General features: G+C 38.3%; 17 protein-coding genes and 1 pseudogene. 8 read left to right on the forward strand and 10 right to left on the reverse strand.

What is annotated here, in order from left to right:
• Positions 1-69: 69 nt before the first annotated feature.
• The gene (locus IPO46_08375) at positions 70-1,845 is read right to left on the reverse strand and encodes a peptide MFS transporter (protein QQS62147.1); all 1,776 of its coding nucleotides are present in this window, start codon (positions 1,843-1,845) and stop codon (positions 70-72) included.
• Positions 1,846-2,054: 209 nt separating this feature from the next.
• Here IPO46_08375 and purD point away from each other — a divergent pair, with 209 nt between their 5' ends.
• From purD to IPO46_08410, 7 genes and pseudogenes are all read left to right on the forward strand, one after another.
• Positions 2,055-3,335, forward strand: coding sequence for a phosphoribosylamine--glycine ligase (purD, locus tag IPO46_08380; GenBank protein ID QQS62148.1), 1,281 nt, complete (start codon positions 2,055-2,057; stop codon positions 3,333-3,335).
• Between the two features lie 168 nt (positions 3,336-3,503).
• On the forward strand, positions 3,504-4,529 hold the full coding sequence (locus IPO46_08385) for a rod shape-determining protein (GenBank protein ID QQS62149.1): 1,026 nt from the start codon (positions 3,504-3,506) through the stop codon (positions 4,527-4,529).
• A gap of 75 nt (positions 4,530-4,604) precedes the next feature.
• Positions 4,605-5,459, forward strand: coding sequence for a rod shape-determining protein MreC (locus IPO46_08390; protein ID QQS62150.1), 855 nt, complete (start codon positions 4,605-4,607; stop codon positions 5,457-5,459).
• 2 nt (positions 5,460-5,461) lie between these two features.
• Complete coding sequence (gene mreD, locus IPO46_08395) at positions 5,462-5,995, forward strand: rod shape-determining protein MreD (protein ID QQS62151.1); 534 nt, start codon at positions 5,462-5,464, stop codon at positions 5,993-5,995.
• A 181-nt stretch (positions 5,996-6,176) separates the two neighbouring features.
• Positions 6,177-8,282, forward strand: coding sequence for a penicillin-binding protein 2 (locus IPO46_08400; GenBank protein ID QQS62152.1), 2,106 nt, complete (start codon positions 6,177-6,179; stop codon positions 8,280-8,282).
• A pseudogene (locus IPO46_08405) lies at positions 8,282-9,627 on the forward strand (rod shape-determining protein RodA). Before IPO46_08400 ends, IPO46_08405 begins: the two are co-directional and overlap by 1 nt.
• Positions 9,628-9,676: 49 nt before the next feature.
• On the forward strand, positions 9,677-10,423 hold the full coding sequence (locus tag IPO46_08410) for an MBL fold metallo-hydrolase (protein QQS62153.1): 747 nt from the start codon (positions 9,677-9,679) through the stop codon (positions 10,421-10,423).
• A 218-nt stretch (positions 10,424-10,641) separates the two neighbouring features.
• On the opposite strand, the gene IPO46_08415 is transcribed toward IPO46_08410, so the two are convergent.
• Genes IPO46_08415 through IPO46_08425 form a run of 3 tightly spaced genes read right to left on the reverse strand, consistent with a single transcriptional unit; the run spans position 10,642 to position 12,561 of the window.
• Positions 10,642-11,085: a hypothetical protein gene (locus IPO46_08415; protein QQS62154.1), complete on the reverse strand. Its 444-nt coding sequence runs from the start codon at positions 11,083-11,085 to the stop codon at positions 10,642-10,644.
• A gap of 32 nt (positions 11,086-11,117) precedes the next feature.
• Positions 11,118-11,975 carry a hypothetical protein gene (locus tag IPO46_08420; GenBank protein ID QQS62155.1) on the reverse strand — a complete coding sequence of 286 codons (858 nt, stop codon included), beginning with the start codon at positions 11,973-11,975 and terminating at the stop codon, positions 11,118-11,120.
• Positions 11,976-12,006: 31 nt separating this feature from the next.
• A complete protein-coding gene (locus tag IPO46_08425) occupies positions 12,007-12,561 on the reverse strand; it encodes an RNA polymerase sigma factor (GenBank protein ID QQS62156.1) in 555 nt (184 codons plus the stop codon).
• 141 nt (positions 12,562-12,702) lie between these two features.
• Here IPO46_08425 and IPO46_08430 point away from each other — a divergent pair, with 141 nt between their 5' ends.
• Entirely contained in the window at positions 12,703-13,497 is a 795-nt protein-coding gene (locus IPO46_08430; GenBank protein ID QQS62157.1) for a S1/P1 nuclease, read from the forward strand.
• A gap of 67 nt (positions 13,498-13,564) precedes the next feature.
• Here IPO46_08430 and atpH read toward each other — a convergent pair whose 3' ends face one another.
• The 6 genes from atpH to IPO46_08460 all read right to left on the reverse strand — a co-directional run bounded on the left by atpH (position 13,565) and on the right by IPO46_08460 (position 20,283).
• Positions 13,565-14,128, reverse strand: a complete 564-nt coding sequence (gene atpH / locus IPO46_08435; protein ID QQS62158.1) for an ATP synthase F1 subunit delta — start codon at positions 14,126-14,128, stop codon at positions 13,565-13,567.
• A 37-nt stretch (positions 14,129-14,165) separates the two neighbouring features.
• On the reverse strand, positions 14,166-14,660 hold the full coding sequence (atpF, locus tag IPO46_08440) for a F0F1 ATP synthase subunit B (protein ID QQS62159.1): 495 nt from the start codon (positions 14,658-14,660) through the stop codon (positions 14,166-14,168).
• A 78-nt stretch (positions 14,661-14,738) separates the two neighbouring features.
• A complete protein-coding gene (gene atpE / locus IPO46_08445) occupies positions 14,739-14,984 on the reverse strand; it encodes an ATP synthase F0 subunit C (GenBank protein QQS62160.1) in 246 nt (81 codons plus the stop codon).
• A 26-nt stretch (positions 14,985-15,010) separates the two neighbouring features.
• The gene (gene atpB, locus IPO46_08450) at positions 15,011-16,108 is read right to left on the reverse strand and encodes a F0F1 ATP synthase subunit A (GenBank protein ID QQS62161.1); all 1,098 of its coding nucleotides are present in this window, start codon (positions 16,106-16,108) and stop codon (positions 15,011-15,013) included.
• A gap of 105 nt (positions 16,109-16,213) precedes the next feature.
• Positions 16,214-18,025 (reverse strand): ABC transporter ATP-binding protein, encoded by a 1,812-nt coding sequence (locus tag IPO46_08455; protein QQS62162.1) that lies wholly within the window; start codon positions 18,023-18,025, stop codon positions 16,214-16,216.
• Between the two features lie 41 nt (positions 18,026-18,066).
• Positions 18,067-20,283, reverse strand: a complete 2,217-nt coding sequence (locus IPO46_08460) for a hypothetical protein (GenBank protein QQS62163.1) — start codon at positions 20,281-20,283, stop codon at positions 18,067-18,069.
• Between the last annotated feature and the right edge of the window lie 25 nt (positions 20,284-20,308).

The following is a 20,308-nucleotide window of genomic DNA, read 5'->3' on the forward strand; positions in this document are numbered from 1 at the left end:
AAGATAAGGAAAATAAAAAGGAACCACATTGCTGCAACTCCTTTTACTAAAAAAGTGTATTTTTTATTTTTATGCTGAACCGGTCCTGTCCCTCACAATCTGGTTTAAAGATTTTAATCTTGTAAATATTAAAATTCCTCCAATAAATGCGGCTACTACTAAAATGAGGAAAAAAATTTTCTTGTCGGTAAAGTCGTCCCAAAACCCTGTCATTACCCCGGCAATTTTTCCACCTATTGAAGTAGATAAAAACCAGCCGCCCATCATTAAAGCGGTGAGTCTTGCGGGGGCAAGTTTTGATACAAATGATAACCCAATCGGGCTTAAGAAAATTTCACTAATGGTAAACACAAAGTAGGTTCCCCAAAGCCAAACTGCAGAGGTTTTGTGGGTGTAAATAGAAGGAACAGACATAATTGCAAAAACCATTACCAGCGCCGAAAGCCCGGAAAGGAACATGGCCATGGCAAATTTAGAAGCCGTAGTAGGCTCTTTTCCCCTTCTTCTTAAATAATCAAAGAAAGGCACAAAAAACAAAGTAAGTAATACAATAAATAAAGGGTTTATGGATTGAAATAATTCGGTATTAGTAAGTTTAATGCTTTTACCTCCGGGCCATTGGTCTTTGGGAACGTTATTAAAATAAGGATCGGGGCCCATTACTTTCACTAGTTTACTGGCGGTGTCAATGGTATTGCCATTGGCGGTTATGCCATATACCGTGGTATCAAAGCGCTTTGCTTCATTATTATAGCTAACCAGGGTTTCTATTTTGGTAACCGGGGATGCATCCTTTACCTCTACCAAATGCTCGTTTACCTTGGTTACCATCCTCAAAGTATCGCTTACCGTTTGCCTGGGAAACATTTTGGCTAAAGTTCCCCCTTCTCCAGAAGTGGAAACCCGGTTGGTGTGCTTTTCTGCCCAAAGCGTAAGGCTTGTAGAGTTTTGGTTGTAAATGGTCCAAAAGGCAATGGCAATGGCAAAAATAAAAAGCAATGAACCAATAGCTTTTTTATCCTGCCCTGTTGCTTTTGCCCAAAGTGAAATATAAAATGCGATAATGGGCAGGCAGGCAAAAATAAAAGCATCATTTGCTTTTGTTCCCATAATAGTAGTGCCAAAAATCATATTTGGAATAAACCAACCAATAATTGCGGCAATGATAGCTGGTAAAAATACATAGCCAAAAATTTGCCCCAGGCTCATATCTTCTTTTTCAACCGGTTTCTTTACATCGCCTTCTTTAACATGTTTTAAATTTAAAGCTAATACCACAAGGCCAATTAACAATCCTATACCGGCAGCGGCAAAAGCCCATCCCCAGCCATAGTTATTTCTTAAATAAGCGGCAACAAAATTGCATACAAAAGCGCCTATATTAATACCCATGTAAAATATATTATAGGCATTGTCTTTTAATGGTTTTAAATCTTCCCTATTATAAATATTACCCAGTAATGTAGAAATATTGGGTTTAAAAAAGCCGTTACCCACAATTATTAAACCCAGCGAAATAAACATGGCCGTATCTCCTGGAAAAGAAAGGCCAATATAACCGGCAGCCATTAAAAACCCACCCAGGAAAATAGATTTAGTATAGCCCAAAACCCTGTCGGCAATTAACCCGCCTATAAAAGGCGTTAAATAAACAAGGGCTATAAAACTGCCCACAATATCAGCTCCCACTCTTCCGGAAAAGCCCTTGCCACCGGTAACAGAGTCGGTCATATACAATAATAAAATACCTACCATTAAATAATAAGCAAATCTTTCCCACATTTCTGTTAGGAAAAGTATATATAATGCCTTGGGATGTTTGCCGGTTTTTACTTGATCTGCCATAAATATATTTTTAAATGCATTAAGGTTTATTAAATTGATTTATCTGCTCAAAGTAATGAATTTTATGGTTACTAAGAGTAATCTTTATATATTTTATAGCGTAAACTTATGCCACTCATCCATTTAAATTAGTATTCTGAATAAAAAATAAAGAGCAAAAGATTATCTCTAAGTAAATTGCACTACTACTATATATCTAAAACATCTAAATGAATATCCTGATTATTGGCGCCGGTGGCCGAGAACATACCCTGGCCTGGAAGATTGCCCAAAGCCCGCTTTGTACTTCATTATTTATTGCACCGGGCAATGCTGGTACTGCTCAATGCGGTATCAACCTTCCGGTTTTGGTTACCGATTTTGAAAAAATAGCCCAGGCCTGCTCCATTCATAAAATAGATTTGGTAGTAGTGGGCCCGGAAGATCCGCTGGTACATGGCATTGTTGATTTCCTACAGTCTAAACAGGAATTTAAAAATATGTACATCATTGGGCCTGCCAAAAATGCTGCCCAATTGGAGGGTAGTAAAGCATTTGCAAAGCGCTTTATGAACGACTATAAAATCCCTACCGCAGCATTTAAGAAATTTTCTGCTGAAAATTATGAAGATGGCGTGGAATATATAAAGCAGCATTCTTTGCCCATTGTTTTAAAAGCTGATGGGCTTGCCGCAGGCAAAGGCGTGGTAATTTGCCAAAGCCATATGGAAGCCCTGGCCGAATTTGACCTGATGTTGCACCGCAGTAAATTTGGCGATGCCGGAAAAATTGTAGTGATTGAAGAATTTTTGCAGGGCATTGAAATGAGTGTTTTCTTTTTAACCGATGGTAAAAATTTTGTACTGTTGCCCGAGGCAAAAGATTATAAAAGAGTAGGGCAAAATGATACCGGCTTAAATACCGGTGGCATGGGAGCGGTAAGCCCTGTTCCGGGGTTTGATGCCTCTTTAAAAGAAAAAGTAATTAAACAAATTATTGAGCCTACACTTGCAGGGTTGCAAAAAGAAAAACTGGATTATAAAGGATTTGTATTTCTTGGCCTTATGATCAGTAATGGTAACCCTTACATGATTGAATATAACTGCCGAATGGGCGACCCCGAAACTGAAGTAGTGGTTCCCAGGCTTAAAAATGACCTGCTCACTATTTTGCTGGCCACCGCTCAGCAAAAACTGGATAAAATTATTATTGAAACCGATGAAAGGACTGCAGTAACAGTAGTAGCCGCAAGTGGTGGTTACCCCGGCAATTTTGAAACCGGCAAACTCATTACCGGCCTTAATAGTATTTATGCAAACGACAGTATCATTTTTCATGCAGGCACAGAAGATAAAAACGGCAAAACATATACAAGAGGCGGAAGGGTATTAGCTGCTACCTCTTTTGGCAGCAATATAGCCGATGCTGCGGAACATTCAAATTACCTGCTTGAGCAGGTAAATTTTGAAGGAATGTTTTTTAGGCAGGATATTGGTTATGAGTTCAAATAATTTTCACTTTTTATCGTTAGCTTTTAACAGAGAGATTTGTAGAGCTTTTGCATATTAAAAGGGTTTTAAAAGAATGTGTAAAAAAAACATTTTTACCGTTGTTAATCCAATATTTTGCATCAACTTTGCGCCAAATCAAATTATAAAGAATTTTGCTCAATCAATACCATGGGATTATTTAATTTTTTCACTCAGGAAATTGCCATAGATCTCGGAACCGCCAATACCCTCATCATCCATAATGACGAAGTGGTTGTAAATGAACCTTCCATTGTGGCCCTGGACCGTAACAACCCCAAAAACTTACTAGCTGTGGGTAAAAAAGCATTAATGATGCATGAAAAAACCCATGAAAGCATCCGTACGGTAAGGCCGCTAAGAGATGGCGTAATTGCCGACTTTAATGCTGCCGAATTGATGATTAGGGAATTGATAAAACTGGTTTATCCCAAAAAACCATTATTTGCCCCAAGCTGGCGAATGATGATTTGCATACCCAGCAGTATTACCGAAGTGGAAAAACGTGCCGTAAGAGATAGCGCAGAACAAGCCGGTGCAAAAGAAGTATACCTTTTACATGAACCTATGGCTGCTGCTTTGGGTATTGGTATTGATGTGGAAGAACCTATTGGAAACATGATTATTGACATTGGCGGAGGCACAACAGGTATTACTGTAATTGCTTTGGCGGGTATTGTTTGTGACCAAAGCATACGTGTAGCCGGCGATGAATTTACTGCAGATATTATGGAAGCCCTGCGCCGCTATCATAGTTTATTAATTGGCGAACGTACGGCAGAGCAAATTAAAATACAAGTAGGCGCTGCACTTAAAGACTTAGATAACCCACCAGAAGATATAGCCGTAAATGGTCGTGACCTTGTAACCGGTATCCCTAAACAGGTAATGGTAAGCTATCAGGAAGTTGCAGAAGCATTGGATAAAAGTATTTTTAAAATTGAAGAAGCTATTTTAAAAGCGCTGGAAGCAACACCGCCGGAGCTGGCTGCCGATATTTACCGCCGTGGATTGTATATTACCGGAGGTGGCGCTTTGTTGCGTGGGCTCGATAAAAGACTTACCGCAAAAATAAAATTACCGGTACACGTGGCAGACGATCCGTTGAAAAGCGTGGTAAGAGGTACGGGCATTGCACTCAAAAACTATGATAAGTATCCTTTTGTGATGCGCTAAAAGTTTTTGCTCCAAAAATTTTTAAATCCTAATTCAAACAGACTTAGGATTTTTTCATCAAATATTTAATCCAAAGTGCGTAATATATTTCTATTTATACGCCGCTATATTCACTTGCTAACTTTCCTGCTTTTGCAGGGGATTTGCATCTATCTCATCAGCAGGTACAGTAAGTTTCATAAAGCAGCAATTTTAACAGCTACCAACAGGGTTACCGGTAGTGTTTTTAAAGAATTCAACAGGGTAGAATATTATTTTCAATTGAAAAAAACCAACGATTCGCTGGTAAAAGCCAATGAATTTCTGATAAACCAGCTTAAACAAAATTTTATCCTTCCCGATTCTTCGCAGGTTACCCGTATTGACAGCTTTAAGGTGGATTCCCTACAAAAGTTTCGTTCCATTACCTATTTATCTGCAAAAGTGGTTTCCAGCTCTGTGGCTGCACAAAATAATTTTATTGTAATTACCGGTCCCAACGTAAAAAAGATGAGTATTGGAATGGGTGTCGCTGACATTAATTTTGCTGTTACCGGTATTATAACTGATATAAGTGGGAACTATGCTGTAGTAATGAGCCTTTTACATAAAGACAGCAGGTTAAGCGCCAGCCTAAAAAAATCTGGCGAAGCTGGAACCCTGCTATGGGATGGCAGGCAACCCAATTTAATTATATTAAAGAATATTCCTAAAGGAACACCGGTTTCAAAAGGAGACACGGTAATTTCAAGCGGTTTGAGTACAACTTTTCCAAGGGGTTTGCTGGTAGGCAGGGTAAACGAAATTTATGAAGAAAGCGGAACGAGCAACCTCAATATCAAGGTAAAAACTGGCGTCAATTTTTATAACCTTGAATATGTTTATGTAATTGCAAACATACAATCAGCGCCGGTAAACCAATTGCTGGAAAAAGCAAAAAAGCATTTGTAATAATGACAGGAATCGTAAAATATATAGTAAGGTTTATCCTATTAATTTTTGTACAGGTATTTGTGCTGGACAGGATACACCTGCACCAAATGATTACGCCTTATTTATATTTTCTTTTCATCATTTGGCTGCCTTTTAAAATGCCAAGAATGGCTTTGATGCTTGTGGCCTTTTTTGTAGGGCTTACAATGGATAGTTTTCGGCAGCATCCCGGTTTTCACGCAGCAGCTTGCGTACTAATTGCTTATATAAAACCCTTTTTGGCAAACTTATTATCGCCACAGCAGGGTAAAGATTTTACTTATGAAGAGCCATCTGTAAAAAGTTTTGGCACTTTTACTGCCTATTTCACTTTTATTGCTATGCTAAGCCTATTGCATAATGCCTGGCTTTTTTTACTTGAGGCCTGGCAATTTGGAAATATCTGGTATTTTATTGTTAAAACGGTTCTTTCAACTGCCATTAGTATCTTACTCATTCTTATTACAGAATTAATTTTTACCCGTAAACAAAAGTTCAAAACAAATACTGTTTAATTTTGAATTTTTATTAAGCGGAACGTTACTTCTATTCCCGGTGAATTTGTTTTGTAAAATATGGATTTGAAGAGCTGTGGTTAATTGGCTATATTACAATAAATAAATAATTTCAATTTTTCGTTTCAAGTTACAGCTAAGATAAAAACCTGTGTATAACCAATCAAGAAAAATAATTATAATGCTGGTTTTTATCGGCATGATGCTGGTAATTATTGCCCAGCTGGCCAACCTCCAGCTTTTTTCTGATGAATACAAAATAATGGCAGACGACCAGGGGAAATTTCGTAAAGTAATATACCCCGACAGGGGTTTGGTATTTGACCGGAATAAAAAACCTATACTGCAAAATGCCATTATATACGACCTGATGATTACGCCCAATAAAATCAAAGGCATAGATACGGCCTTGCTCTGTAAAATTTTACAAATAGATTCTACCCAGTTCATGAAAAAACTGGTAGAAGTTATTATCCGCAATGGCAGGGCAAGGCCATCGGTTTTTGAAGCTATGCTCACCGATGATAAAATGGCCATGCTCAACGAAAGTATGTACCGCTTTGTCCCCGGGTTTTATTTACAGGAAAGATCCATCCGGAAGTTTCCCTACAATGCTGCTGCAAATATTTTGGGCTATACTGCCGAAGTAGATTCAAATTTTTTAAAAAAACATAAAGAGGAAGGCTACATGCCTGGTGATTATGCCGGAATGACGGGCCTGGAGCGCTCTTACGAAAAAGTGCTCATGGGGCAGCGGGGCATAGAGTTTTGGAAAAGAGACAACAAAAACAGGCTTACCGAAAAACTGGAAGGGGGAAAATTTGATACGCTTCCCATTGCAGGTCAAAATTTATACTCTTCTATTGATATTGAATTGCAGCAGTTGGGCGAAAAACTTATGCAGAACAAACTTGGCTCCATTGTTGCCATTGATCCGCAAACCGGGGGAATACTTTGTATGGTTACGGCGCCATCTTATGCGCCGGGTTACCTTACGGGAGCATTAAGGCGCAAACATTTTTCGGAGTTGTACCGTAACCCTGCGTTACCCTTGCTCAACAGGGCAGTGAGCGCTACCTATTCCCCGGGCTCTACGTTTAAAACTTTGCAGGCACTTGTGGGCCTTCATGAAGGGGTAATTACTACTGATTTTAGTGTAACCTGCCATGGCGCTTTTTATGGATGCGGCAGCGGCAGGCCCATGCGTTGCCTGGATTACGGAACTTTTAATTTACGTAATGCCATTACTGTATCCGACAATACTTATTTTGCTACCGTAATGCAAAGGGTAATCAACAACCCTTTATATCCTTCGGTTGACAGCAGCCTTACCGTGTGGAACAAGTATATGTATGCATTTGGCCTTGGTCATAAATTGGGCGTTGATATACCTGCCGAAAAAGCAGGATTTATTCCTACTCCAAAATATTACGATAAAGCTTATGGAAAAGGCCGGTGGAATTATTGTAGTTTCCGCTCGGTAAGTATTGGCCAGGGTGAAGTAGATAATACACCACTACAAGTGGCAAATGAAATGGCATATATTGCCAACAAAGGCTGGTACATAATTCCACATGTAATTGATTCCATTGCCGGCGGCGATCAATTTGGATTACTTAACAAGTTTAAAATTAAACACCAGGCAATTGATATTGCCGATAGCATTTATGAAGCAGTACATGATGGTATGCAAGGTGTGGTAGAAAGAGGAACCGGGGCCGGTGCAAAAGTTAAAGACGTAGTAATTTGCGGAAAAACCGGAACAGTAGAAAATTATTATAGGGGCGTAAAACAACCCAACCACTCCTTTTTTGCTGCATTTGCGCCAAGGATAAATCCCAAAATTGCTATAATGTGTGTGGTGGAAAATAGTGGAAGGTTTGGTGGTACCTATGCTGCTCCCATTGTAAGTTTTATGATTGAAAAATATTTAAAAGATTCCATCACCGATAAAGCAAGGCTGGCCCGTATTGAAACACTCAGTAACCAAAACCTTATGCCACCACGTATTTATTCTGAATTAAGAAGAATAGATTCACTCGACCATATTGGTGATTCTGCTTACCTGCTGCAAAAAGGATACATCAAAATTATTAAAGACACTTTAGAAGCAGAAGACGAACCGGAAATACTTAAACAATCCGATATGGAAAAAGTGAAAAAGGAACTTTTGAACGAAAAAAATAAGAAAGACACTGTAGTAATAATTAGAAAGCCAGAGGCAATATTACCCGATAATAAAAAATTGTCTACAGAAGAAGACAGCACAAACCAACAACAAAAGTAATGAGCAGGCAGGTTCCTTCCATATCAAAAGGGGTAGATTGGCTGATGATCTGGCTTTATGCTGCTATTGTAATAGTTGGGCTGGTATGTATTTTTTCTGTGGAATACCGCAGCGGCGATGATGTGCTGCAAAGTTTTTTTGGGTTCAAAAAAAATTACAGCAAACAGTTTTATTTTTTTCTTGCCTGTATTGTACTGGCCATTTTTATTTTACTTACTGATAGTAAGTTTTTTACAGCAATGGCTAACCTTTCTTATTTAACGGGCATCCTCCTTATTATTGCCACATTTATTATAGGTAAAGAAATTAAAGGCTCCAAAAGCTGGATACCACTTGGTTTTATGAACCTTCAGCCGGTGGAGCTGTGTAAAATATTTACTGCACTTGCGCTGGCTAAGTATTTATCACGCCCCGAAATAGATTTTAAAAAACCCAAAAACCAACTCTTAGCTGCGGCAATAGCTTTTACACCGGCAGTATTTTCAATTTTGCAGGGCGAAACCGGTCTTGCGTTAATTTATTTTTCTTTTTAATTCCCATGTACCGGGAAGGTCTCCCGCCTGCGTATCTTATTGCTGGAATTTCGATGGCTGTATTATTAGTGGTTTCCTTATTGTTTCATACCAAAACATTGCTCATTGCATTTGCCATAATTGCGGCGCTGCTAATTTATTTTAACTGGCGCCAAATAAAACGCAGGTCTTCGCTGCTTTGGGTAATACTTCTGGGCTGGTTGTTTTGCTCATTATTTGTTGGCGTAGCCATTCCTTTTGTTTTTAAGCATGTGTTTAAACCCTACCAAGCCAACCGCATTTTTAGTATGGTAGGAGTGGACAACCCATTTTTAGATAAAAATATTATTTTATCCGCCGAAGAAATTAAAGAGATGCAAAAAAAGGCCCAGGGCCAAAATTATAATGTAAAGCAGTCTAAAATTGCCATTGGATCCGGCGGGCTTACGGGAAAGGGGTTTTTAAAAGGTACACAAACGCAGGGCGATTTTGTGCCGGAGCAGCATACCGATTTTATTTTTACTTCCATGGGTGAAAGTTTTGGTTTTATGGGCAGTATTACCGTAATACTCCTCTACCTCACTATGCTTTTGCGTATCATTAAAATTGCAGAAAGGCAACGAAGTGTTTTTAGCAGGGTTTATGCCTATTCTGTAGCATCTATCATGTTTTTTCATGTAAGTGTAAATATTTGTGTAACCATTGGGCTGGCACCGGTTATTGGCATTACCCTTCCACTCATGAGTTATGGCGGTTCTTCTTTAATTACTTTTACCATTTTAATTTTTATCTTATTAAAATTAGATTCCGACAGGCAGATGGTTTTGCGATAACAAATGCTGTTGCAATAAATGTTTTTTTTAACCTTAGCGCATTGTAATAATGAAAATTTTTCCACTTAGCGAAGGCGCATTTAGTATAGACAGTACTAAAATTTTTATCCCGTTTAATAAGAAGGATGAGGATATACAAAATAGGCCGGTTGGGAGCCTGCTGGTAGAAGTGCAGCCTTTTTGCGTGGTAACCTCAAAAGATATTTTACTTTTCGATACGGGCCTGGGTTTCACAAATAATGATGGTGTGTTACAATTGCACCAAAATTTATTAGATAATGGCATACAACCCGGAGACGTTACCAAAGTTTTACTAAGCCATTTACACAAAGATCATTCCGGCGGCCTAACAATGAAAGATGCTGCAACAAAACAGCAAATACTTAGTTTCACTAATGCGGTTTATTATGTTTTTGAAAAAGAACTGGATTATGGATTTGAGCACAATGGCAAATCTTACGTTGCCGGGGATTTTTCTATTTTAAAAAATGCTGCTAATGTAGTTTTGCTTAAAGAAGATACGGGAACAATTGACGGTTATATACAGTACGCACTTTCGGGCGCACATTCCAAATTTCATATTGTATTTTGGATAGATGATGGGAACCAGGCAATTTTTTTTGGTGGTGATGAAGCGCCGCAATTGCAGCAAATGAAAAATAAATTTGTAGCCAAGTATGATTTTAATGGAAAAAAGGCAATGGAATTAAGGCAGCAATGGTGGAAAGAAGGCACAGAAAAACATTGGACATTTTTGTTTTATCATGATATTAAAACGCCATATATCACTCTTTAAAAATAAGAAGGCCTGCCCTAAAAAGAGCTGGCCGTTGCTAACCTATGAAAAACACCTAAAGCAAATTTAGGGGAAAATTAATTACAGCCAACTTTTATTAGTATTTTTTTTCAAGTATATTGTACTTGCTATGTAGGCCGTTAAGGATAGAAAAAATTCTAAAGGAAAACCTCACTATCAAAAGTGAGGTTTTATGAAAAAAAATAGTCAAGTATTTCTTACTCCCAATCAGTACCGGAGTTAAGTTTTTTGTTTTTAAGTTTACCTCCGTTTGCTCTTTGCTGGCGAATTTTTTGCAACCGTTCCACAAGTTTTTTCCTGAACTCAGCATCTACTTTATAAAAATTATTGGTGCGATCCGAGCCCAAAATTTTAATAAACCTTTCCTGGTATTTCTTCTTAATGTTTAAAATAGTTTGTTGCCGCTCCAGCTCATTTATATCGGGTTTTACGGCCCTCACTTCGTTATCAAACTCTGTATGAACTGGCCAAAACTTTTGCGCTTCTGCCTCGGTTAATTTTAATTCTCTTGAAATAAAGGCTATATATAAAGCCTGTATTTTTTGGCTGGGGTCGTTTTGCTGTTTGTCATTCCCCGGTTGGGCAAATAAGGGTAATATTATTCCCAGTAAAAATATTGAAGAAAGTAAGATTTTTTTCATTTGCTTAAGTTTAAAACTGGTGTTAAGGGTAATTAATTTCTGTTTAAATTATGGTTGTTTAAAAATTCATCCAAAGTTTTGTCATCTAAAAAATAATCTACGGCATCGGGCAGGTTTTCTGCATTTTCCGATGCACTGTTTGCAACTAAGGCAGCCTGTACATCTTCCCCGTTATTGGAAAGGTACTTTTCAATAACATCTGCGCCAAGCGTTGCCAGTTCGGCATCAAAGCTATTATTTTTAAGGATTTTTTTTGCATTGGCAATTACACTATTATCTACCACAGAAGTTTGGTTTTTATTCAAATTAAAAAATACCAGTAGCCCAAGTAACCCTACAATTACCGCAGCGGCAGCATAACGAAGTATCCTAAAATGGCCTTGCATTTTTACAACTTTGGTTGCCGCAGGCAAAGCGCTTATTATGTTATTGGTTACTTTATTAAAATAACCTTCAGGAACCGTAAACTGATTTTTATTGCCAATTGATACTACTGTTGCCGAAATCATTTCTGTTTCTGTAACAACGGAACATTTTTGGGTAAGTTCAGCAGCTAAATGTTCAAAATAGCTATTGGGCACAGTAAAAATATTGGCATTACCAATATTTGCCAGTACCGGGGATAGAGTATGTATTTCATCTTTTGCACAGGTTTCAAGCGCTTTAATTTTATCCATTATGTTGCCGGAAAGGTTTTCAAAATACCCTTGCGGTACTTTTTCAAAAACCGGGTAAACAATATTTTCGGCTTCAGTTGTATTAATAAAAATTGATTCGGCAAGCCGGTTAAAATATCCTTGCGGCACGACAAATACATTTACAAACGGAATACCGGCAACCACCGGACTTATTGTATTAAGTTCATTTAATATGTCTTTTCTGTCTGTCATCGTTTTTTAGATACTTTTATTGGGCAAAAGTTTAACGGTTTAGGATATAATCTTCAATTTTTTTTACAGCGTGGTGATAGCTGGCTTTTAGGGCTCCTTCGCTGGTTTCCAGCACTTTACTCATCTCTTCATAGGGCATTTCATTAAAATAACGCAAATTAAAAACGGCCCTTTGTTTTTCGGGCAGTTGCTGTATGGCCAACTGCAGTTTCCATTCTGATTTTTTACCATCAAAATTTTTATCAGACTGGAGCTTATTGGCCAGATGATTTTCCGCATCACCACTTAATGAAATCGTATTCCTCTTTTTTGCCTGCTCTAAAAAAGTAAGGCTTTCATTGGTAGCAATACGGTATAGCCAGGTGTAAAGCTGGCTGTCTTCCCTAAAATTATCGAGGTTTTTCCAAACCTTAATAAACATATTTTGAAGCACATCGTTGGCATCTTCATGATCTACTACCATGCGGCGTATATGCCAATACAGTTTTTCCTGGTATTTCTTTACAATAGCAGTAAAGGCTTTTTCTTTTGTTACAGGGTTTTTAAACTGCTGTAACAATTCTTTGTCGTCTTGTTGTTGGGCCATAATATTTTTGTGTATTGCAAAAATAACTAAACCTGAATTAGGACTAATCTATCTGTGTAAAGTTTAACTTTACACATAATTATCCAAAAAGATATTGTTTTTTTGGGGAACTTATACAAGGTTGAAATTAAATTATTGAACATGAAAAAATTAGCAGTAAAGATTGTATTCTACTCATTATTGGTATATATGCCGCTACAGGCAAATGCATGGGGTTTATTGGGCCACCGCATTGTAGGCCAAATTGCAGAAAGCTATTTAACCAAAAAAGCCAAAAAAGAAATTAATAAAATACTGGGTACCGAAAGCCTGGCAATGGCCAGCAACTGGCCGGACTTTATTAAAAGTGATTCCACCAAAAAATACCTCGACCCCTGGCATTATGTAAACCTATCACCGGGCTTAAGTTTCGATTCGGTAAAGCATTTTTTAGAAACGGCCACACAGGATAATATTTATAATAAGATAAACCTATTGGTTGCAGAATTATACAACAAAAATCTATCGCTTGAGCAAAAACAATTTAACCTCAAGTTTTTAATTCATTTAATAGGCGACCTGCACCAACCTCTGCATGTGGGCAGGCTCGAAGACCGGGGAGGCAATTCTGTTAAAGTAAAATGGTTTGGCGCTTCATCAAACCTGCACAGGGTTTGGGACGAAGGGCTGATAGAGTTTCAGCAATTAAGTTATACCGAATATGCCAGGGCCATAAACTTTAGCAGCAAAGAACAAAGGGAAAACTTAAATACCAAAACTTTAGCAGCCTGGGTTTTTGCCAGCTACCAGGTAGCTTCTGGTATTTATGCAGATATTACCGAGCCCGATCAAAAATTAAATTATGCATACAATTATAAATACCTTGCCGTTATAAATAATCAACTGCTGGAGGGCGGTATCCACCTTGCCAATTTACTCAACGAAATATTTGGATAAATAAAACAATCCCAAAAAAAAGCCTGGGATTTTTTCCGGGCTTTTTAAAAATAAATTGAAACACTAATTATCTTAACTGGTGAATATATTCGTTATTGAGAAACTGCTTTTTAATATCGTTCAGGTCTCTTAAAATACTTGCATCAACATAAATATCTGCCATTTGAAGGGTAAAACCGCCTACAAGTTCATGGTCAACGCCAGTTTCCAGTTCTATATTTTTAACACCGGATTCGGTTTTTATTTTAGCCATTATTTCCTGCTGAATTTGCTGGCTTAAGGGGGCTGCAGTAGTAAGCTTTACTTTATGGATGCCTTTTAAGGTATTATACTGGGTAATAAAAGCTTCTGCAATTTCAGGCAGGTTGCCTTCCCTGCCTTTACGTACTAATAAGCTAATAAATAAGTTGCTGAGTTCACTTACTTTGTTGCCGGTAATAGCGTTAATTATTTTTTCTTTTTTATCGGCGTTAATGATGGGGCTACGAAGCAAAGCCGTAAAATCGGGATTGGTTTTTTGCAGGGAAGAGAAAAATTTCATATCGGCTATCACTGCTTCCAATACATTTTTTTCCTGTGCAAGCCCTATAAGGCTTTTTGCATATCGTGTGGCTAAACGTGGATTTGTCATAATTCAATACGCCGGCATAAAATCGGCGCCCTCATTTTTAGTTTAGTTTCACTTCATTAGTTAACTGGCGTATATACGATTCATATTCGGGTTTATTGGAAAGTTCTTTACGCAATACTTTTTCGCTTACTTCCACTACAAGGTTGCCCACCTGATTTTTAAGGTCGGTAATTGCGGCCATTTTTTGTTGTTCAATTGTAGCTTGGGCATCGGCCATAATTTTTGCCGCATGTACTTTTGCATCGTCTTTTGCCTGGTTAATAATTTTATCTTTTGTTTCTTTGGCTTCTTTGAGCATTGCAGCTCTTTCTTCACGGGCTGTGGCCAGTAAAGCTTCGTTTTCGCTTTTAAGCTGTGCCATTTCTTGTCTTACTTTATCGGCAGTGGCAATACTGTCAGCAATATTTTGTTCTCTTTCGTATAGTCCTTTTAAAATAGCCGACCATGCATATTTTTTTAAAATAAAAAATACGATGCCAAAAGCTACTAATGTCCAAAATAATAAACCCAGTGCGGGCAATAAAAGTTCCATATATACAATATTAAATCTTTTTAAAAATATTACTGCACCTTTTGCCCTATGCTTCGGGTGCAGTAATGCATTGGTGGCTTAGGCTTTTAATACAGCCAGCAACCCTACAATCACAGCAAAAAGGGCAACCCCTTCTACGAATGCTGCGGTGAGGATCATGTTACCACGAATGTCGTTTGATGCTTCCGGCTGACGGGCAATAGCTTCTACTGCACCTTTACCGATTTGACCGATACCGATACCGGCTCCAATTGCAGCAAGGCCTGCGCCAATTGCGCCACCCATGTGCGAAAAACCGATTTCAGCCAACATTGTAATGTTCATTGTTGTTTATTTAAAATTAAAAAATACTAAATTATTACGGCGTCTGCATGCCCGTCTGTATCATTATGCCCTCCCTCAAATGCCTGGCCAATAAATACTGCCGTTAACACGGTAAAAATATAAGCCTGTATAAATGCTACCAGCAATTCAATTAAATATATAAAAACTGCAAATGCAACAGAGAGTGGCGATACGCTCCAGCCTGCCACCGTAGCCATTGAGCCAAAAATAAAAATAAGCGTTACAAAACTTAAAATAATAATATGCCCGGCAACCATATTGGCAAACAAACGTATGATTAAGGCGCTTGGTTTAATAAAGAAACTGGCAAATTCTATAGGTATCAATATAAATTTAATTAGTAGGGGCACGCCGGGAGGCCAGAAAATATGGCCCCAAAAATGGCCATTGGTACTAAACAATATTACAAAAAAGGAAATTACGCCAAGTACAATGGTAAAAGCAATATTTCCGGTAACATTTGCCGAGCCGGGGAGCAACCCAAAAAGGGTATTAATTAAAATAAAGAAAAATACCGTAAGCAAGTAAGGCAGGTATTTCTGCCATTTATGGCCCAGGTTGGGCTTCGCCGCCTCATCTCTTATAAAAGTAATTACCGGCTCCAGCATACTTTGCCATCCTTTGGGTGCGCTGGTAACACCTTGCCCGCTTTTATATTTTTTGGCTATTCCTGTAAGCAATAGTACTAATACTATCAATGCCAAAAACATTTGCACCACGTTTTTGGTTAAAGAAAAATCATATACTTTGCTTCCATTAATAGCTACTATTTCCCCTTTTTCGAGTTTATAGCCATTGTATGCTTCGTGGCCATGATGGAACCTTGAGGAAGAAAACAGGCTAATGCCATTTGTGGGTGAGTATAAAATTACGGGTAAGGGAATAGTAGCATGAAAATCGCCAAAGCTAAAAAAGTGCCATTCATGGGCATCCTGTATGTGTTCCAAAATAATTTTTGCCGGGTCCAGTTTTCCTTCTGCTTCGTGGGGGAGTTCAGTTTTGGGCTCGTTTTCATGGTTCTGTGCAAAAACAGGCCCAGAAAACATTAGTGCAAAAATGCTGAAAGTGGCTACCAGTAAAGATTTTATATGCTTAAAGGCCATATCCTGCTTGTAATTTTGCCGCAAAGATAAGGGGATTGAAACAGGTAGCAAAGGGTTAAACGAGCTAATTATTTTAAATAGGTAAATTCACAATTCCAGGCCATTTTACGCACCAATAATTGCCATTTTTTCAAATTGCATTTTGTACAACTTAAAATAAGCCCCTTTTTGGTTCATTAAGGCTTCATGGTTGCCCATTTCTTTTATCTCTCCTTTTTCCAGCACCATTATTTTTTCGGCTTTGCGTATGGTGCTAAGGCGGTGGGCAATTATAATTGAGGTGCGCCCGGAAACCAGCGTTTCAATGGCATTTTGTATGAGCATTTCGCTTTCGGTATCTACAGAAGATGTGGCTTCGTCCAATATGAGTATAGAAGGGTTATATAATAATGCCCGGGCAAAAGATAAGAGCTGGCGCTGGCCAATAGACAACATGGCGCCACGTTCCATTACATTTTGGTTGTAACCATTGGGCAACTTTTCAATAAATGTACCAAGGCCAACCAGCTTTGCCGTTTCATTAATTTTTTCAATGGGTATAGCATCATTGTGCAGGGAAATATTATCTTTTATTGACCCGCTGAATAAAAACACATCCTGGAGCACCACACCTATACGGCTCCTTAAAAAATTGAGTTCATAATCTTCAATGGGTTTTCCATCGGCCAAAATTTGCCCGCTGCTAATGGGATAAAGCCGGTTGATTAAACTTATGATTGAGGTTTTGCCACTTCCGGTTTGGCCTACAATAGCCAGTGTTTCACCAGGGTTTACCGTAAATGAAATGTTTTTTAATACAGGTGTTCCCGGTGTATATTCAAAAGATACATTTTTAAATTCCAGCTTGCCTTTTAAATCCCCAGAATTTAGGGTTCCCATATTGGGCATTACATTGGTATTATCCAATACTTTAAAAACACGTTCGCTGGCAATTATGCCCATTTGCAGTACATTAAATTTATCGGCTATTACCCTTAGCGGGCGAAACAATAAACTAATACAAAGTATAAAGGCAGTGATGATGCCAGCAATATGGGAAGCGTTTTCCTGCGGAAGCTGCAAGGCATCTTTTGCTCCCCACCATACTAAAAGGCTAATGGAAAATGCAGATACCAGCTCTACCACCGGAAAAAAAATAGAGTAAGCAAAAATGGCTTTAATATTGGCATTGCGGTGCTCTTTATTAATTGCCCTGAACTTTTCCTGCTCCCTGTTTTCTGCCACAAATGTTTGTACAATACTCATACCGGTGATATGCTCCTGTACAAAGGCGTTGAGATTGGCCACTGCATTACGCACTTTAATAAATGATTTGTTTACCGCTTCTTTAAAAAAATAGGTAGCCAGCATTAAAATAGGAAATGGCGCCAGGCATACCAGCGTAAGTTTCCAATCGGCCCAAAACATATAAGTCAATACCGAAACGATGGAAAGCATATCGGCAATGATGGGGATTAAACCATCACTAAAAATATCGTTGATGCTTTCAATATCATTTATTGTACGTGTGGTTAATGTGCCAATGGGTGTTTTGTCAAACTCCGATAAATTAAGATGGGTAATTTTTTTATACGTTGTAACCCTTAAATCTTTCACCACGTTTTGCCCCATGGATGCCGTAGTAAATGTAAAATAAAATCGGGCAATGGTTTCAATAAGCAAGATCAACACTTGAATTAGGGTAATTTCAATAATAAAACCCCCTGGGCCATTTATAAACCTGGATACGGTTTCGTTTTTTATACCTTCATTAATGGTGAGTTGGATGAGCAGCGGCCTAAGTGGTGCAATTATGGCCAGGAAAACTGCAAGAAAAAGGGATAAATAAAATTTATTTTTATACGGTGCCGTAAAAGCAAAAACCCTTTTTAATATTGAAAATTTTAATTTTTGTTTTTCGGAAATACCAGCGCTCATATCTGCAAATGTACTGTTGGTACAGCAATAAACAGTAAGTTTTACAAAAGGCCGGCTTCGGTTTTTTTATAAAATGCCTTTAAAAAAATTGCGCCAAGGTTACGGTAGGGAGGAATATAATCTTCCCAGCTTTCTCTTACTTCGGCATTATCTCTGTTGAATATTTTTGTAAGCGAAGACCACATAGACTTCCATACCAGGGTGTCGCCGCTGGTAAACACCTGGTTGAGGTAATTTAAAATTGGTTGGTTAATATCGCCTTTGCCAATTTCTTTTGTAGATATGATATGTGCATTGGGGCAAATTTCCAGTATGGAATTTAGGTTTTGGTATCCGCCACATGAACCCAGTACAATAATTTTTGCCGATTCGGGCAGGCGTTTTATGGTGCCCGGCAACCAATAGCTGTGGCCACGGTGAACCGCCATTGTGGGGCTCATATCCCTCGACTCCAGGTATTTTGCAAGGTGCACCTGTGCAGAGTCATCGAGGTTGGCATCGTAGTTTAAGGGCTTGTTGGCAAAAACATAAACTTCGCCTTTTTTAGATTTTAGTTCCACCCATTCTTTTTTGTCGGTCTTTATCCAGTCTTTTGAAGAAAAAGAATTTACAAACGGAGGAAAAAATGCTTTACCATCTTCATCGCCATAAAAGAAAACCTGTTGTACCACCCTCCCTTTTCCATCTTTCATTGCCGATAAAGGTATTTCATAAATGGATGGGATACCAATTTCCTGAGAAAGGTCAATATTATTATTATCTGCCGCCATAAAAATAATTTTCAACAAGCCATAAATAATTTTGCCACGGGTATTGTTTTCATCAATAGCAATGGCTTCATTTTCTTTTACATAAGTGAGTATGGTATTTAGCAATTGTTTATTGGTAATGCTGCTGTAGGAGTCGGCAACGTCAACCGCATCTTCAAGGCTTTCTGTTTTATCGAGGTTGGCTACAAATGCCCTCATCAATACTTCGGAGTTTTGGGAGGGCATCAATTTTAAAAAAGTATCCAGCTTATTGTAATTGGCCGCCATTTTTATAAACTTTTTAAAATGGTCAAAGTTTACTTTGAGCAAAAGGGAATCGGTTCGAGGGTTGTTGCCCATACGCTGCAGCATACGGTTAAAGCTGTGCTTGTAACTTGAAGTATAAATGCTGCTTTCTCCCATAATCATCATATAATACAGGTCTTCTGGGAAAAGTGGGTCAATGGCCCTCATTCGTATATTTAAATTACTTTGGTTGTGCAACTCATTAATGGGCGTAATAAAATGTTTGTTGGCACGCATCATTAATGTTTCATATAATCCATTTGCGCCAAACATGGCAATGGGTGTATCTTTCAGTGGCGGGCTCATTCGTTTAAAATAAGCAATGGCCGTTTTTACCAATAATTTGTAATATCCTACGCTGTCATATTTATCCCCGTTACCTACCAGTTTTTTTATGTCTTCAATTTTTTGCCTTCCATAGAGTATATCGTCCAAAAAAGGAAAATAAAAAAGGGCATTGGGTGTTTGGCTCAGTTCGGCAATGGTTTGCACCATTTGGTTGTTGCTGCGGTGTATCAATTTACCTTCTACCGAAGATTTTGATTGTGCATAGGAATAAAGCTGAACCGGCCTTTTCATACTGGCCAGTACAATAAGGCTGTCGGCAAAAGGTTCATTGGCAAAAGGCCTGATCGTAGGTAAAATTTTATCGGGATTTAGTTGGCAAAATTTTAAATACACAATATTGTTCAGTTGCTTAATGTTCGGGTTTTCTACCAATACTTCTGTAATTATTTTTGCAATAGGGTAAGCTGAGGTTTGAATAAGCGCATTTATGCTTTCTTTTTTTGCCTGCTTCTGCAAGGCCTGGTAAAATGTTTCAACCAGCAATGGAAAATCCAACGGGCTTATATCATGTTTTTTCCAGTCGGTTCTAAACAGCCTCAGCATATTTTCTAAATAGCGGAGGTACCTCACTTTTTCATTTTTTGCTGGCAGGGTTGGGCTTATTTCTATCCAGTTTTTTATGGCATCAACCCGGCGAAAAAGAACATCGGTGAGAAACAAATGCACTTCGTCGTTTCCGGTAACTTTGAGCGTACCATCCAGTTTGCCATCGGCTCTATCCGTAAGTTTTTGTTCTTTAGTAACCAGGTCATGAAAATATTGCCGGTCAATAGGCACTTTTGCAATGCTGTCATTTTGTGCAGCAGCACAAAAAGTACAAAGCTGCAATACAATAAAAAGTAGATATTTCATCATTTTCGCCAATCCTGCAATAGTTGTT

The sequence above is a fragment of the Chitinophagaceae bacterium genome, assembly GCA_016699815.1.
In the GTDB taxonomy this organism is placed as follows: domain Bacteria; phylum Bacteroidota; class Bacteroidia; order Chitinophagales; family Chitinophagaceae; genus Ferruginibacter.

Coding starts and splice junctions, on each gene's coding strand:
- IPO46_08375 (QQS62147.1), bottom strand. CDS start 1,845: ATGGCAGATCAAGTAAAAACCGGCAAACATCCCAAGGCATTATATATA.
- purD (QQS62148.1), top strand. CDS start 2,055: ATGAATATCCTGATTATTGGCGCCGGTGGCCGAGAACATACCCTGGCC.
- IPO46_08385 (QQS62149.1), top strand. CDS start 3,504: ATGGGATTATTTAATTTTTTCACTCAGGAAATTGCCATAGATCTCGGA.
- mreD (QQS62151.1), top strand. CDS start 5,462: ATGACAGGAATCGTAAAATATATAGTAAGGTTTATCCTATTAATTTTT.
- IPO46_08400 (QQS62152.1), top strand. CDS start 6,177: ATGCTGGTTTTTATCGGCATGATGCTGGTAATTATTGCCCAGCTGGCC.
- IPO46_08410 (QQS62153.1), top strand. CDS start 9,677: ATGAAAATTTTTCCACTTAGCGAAGGCGCATTTAGTATAGACAGTACT.
- IPO46_08415 (QQS62154.1), bottom strand. CDS start 11,085: ATGAAAAAAATCTTACTTTCTTCAATATTTTTACTGGGAATAATATTA.
- IPO46_08420 (QQS62155.1), bottom strand. CDS start 11,975: ATGACAGACAGAAAAGACATATTAAATGAACTTAATACAATAAGTCCG.
- IPO46_08425 (QQS62156.1), bottom strand. CDS start 12,561: ATGGCCCAACAACAAGACGACAAAGAATTGTTACAGCAGTTTAAAAAC.
- IPO46_08430 (QQS62157.1), top strand. CDS start 12,703: ATGAAAAAATTAGCAGTAAAGATTGTATTCTACTCATTATTGGTATAT.
- atpH (QQS62158.1), bottom strand. CDS start 14,128: ATGACAAATCCACGTTTAGCCACACGATATGCAAAAAGCCTTATAGGG.
- atpF (QQS62159.1), bottom strand. CDS start 14,660: ATGGAACTTTTATTGCCCGCACTGGGTTTATTATTTTGGACATTAGTA.
- atpE (QQS62160.1), bottom strand. CDS start 14,984: ATGAACATTACAATGTTGGCTGAAATCGGTTTTTCGCACATGGGTGGC.
- atpB (QQS62161.1), bottom strand. CDS start 16,108: ATGGCCTTTAAGCATATAAAATCTTTACTGGTAGCCACTTTCAGCATT.
- IPO46_08455 (QQS62162.1), bottom strand. CDS start 18,025: ATGAGCGCTGGTATTTCCGAAAAACAAAAATTAAAATTTTCAATATTA.
- IPO46_08460 (QQS62163.1), bottom strand. CDS start 20,283: ATGATGAAATATCTACTTTTTATTGTATTGCAGCTTTGTACTTTTTGT.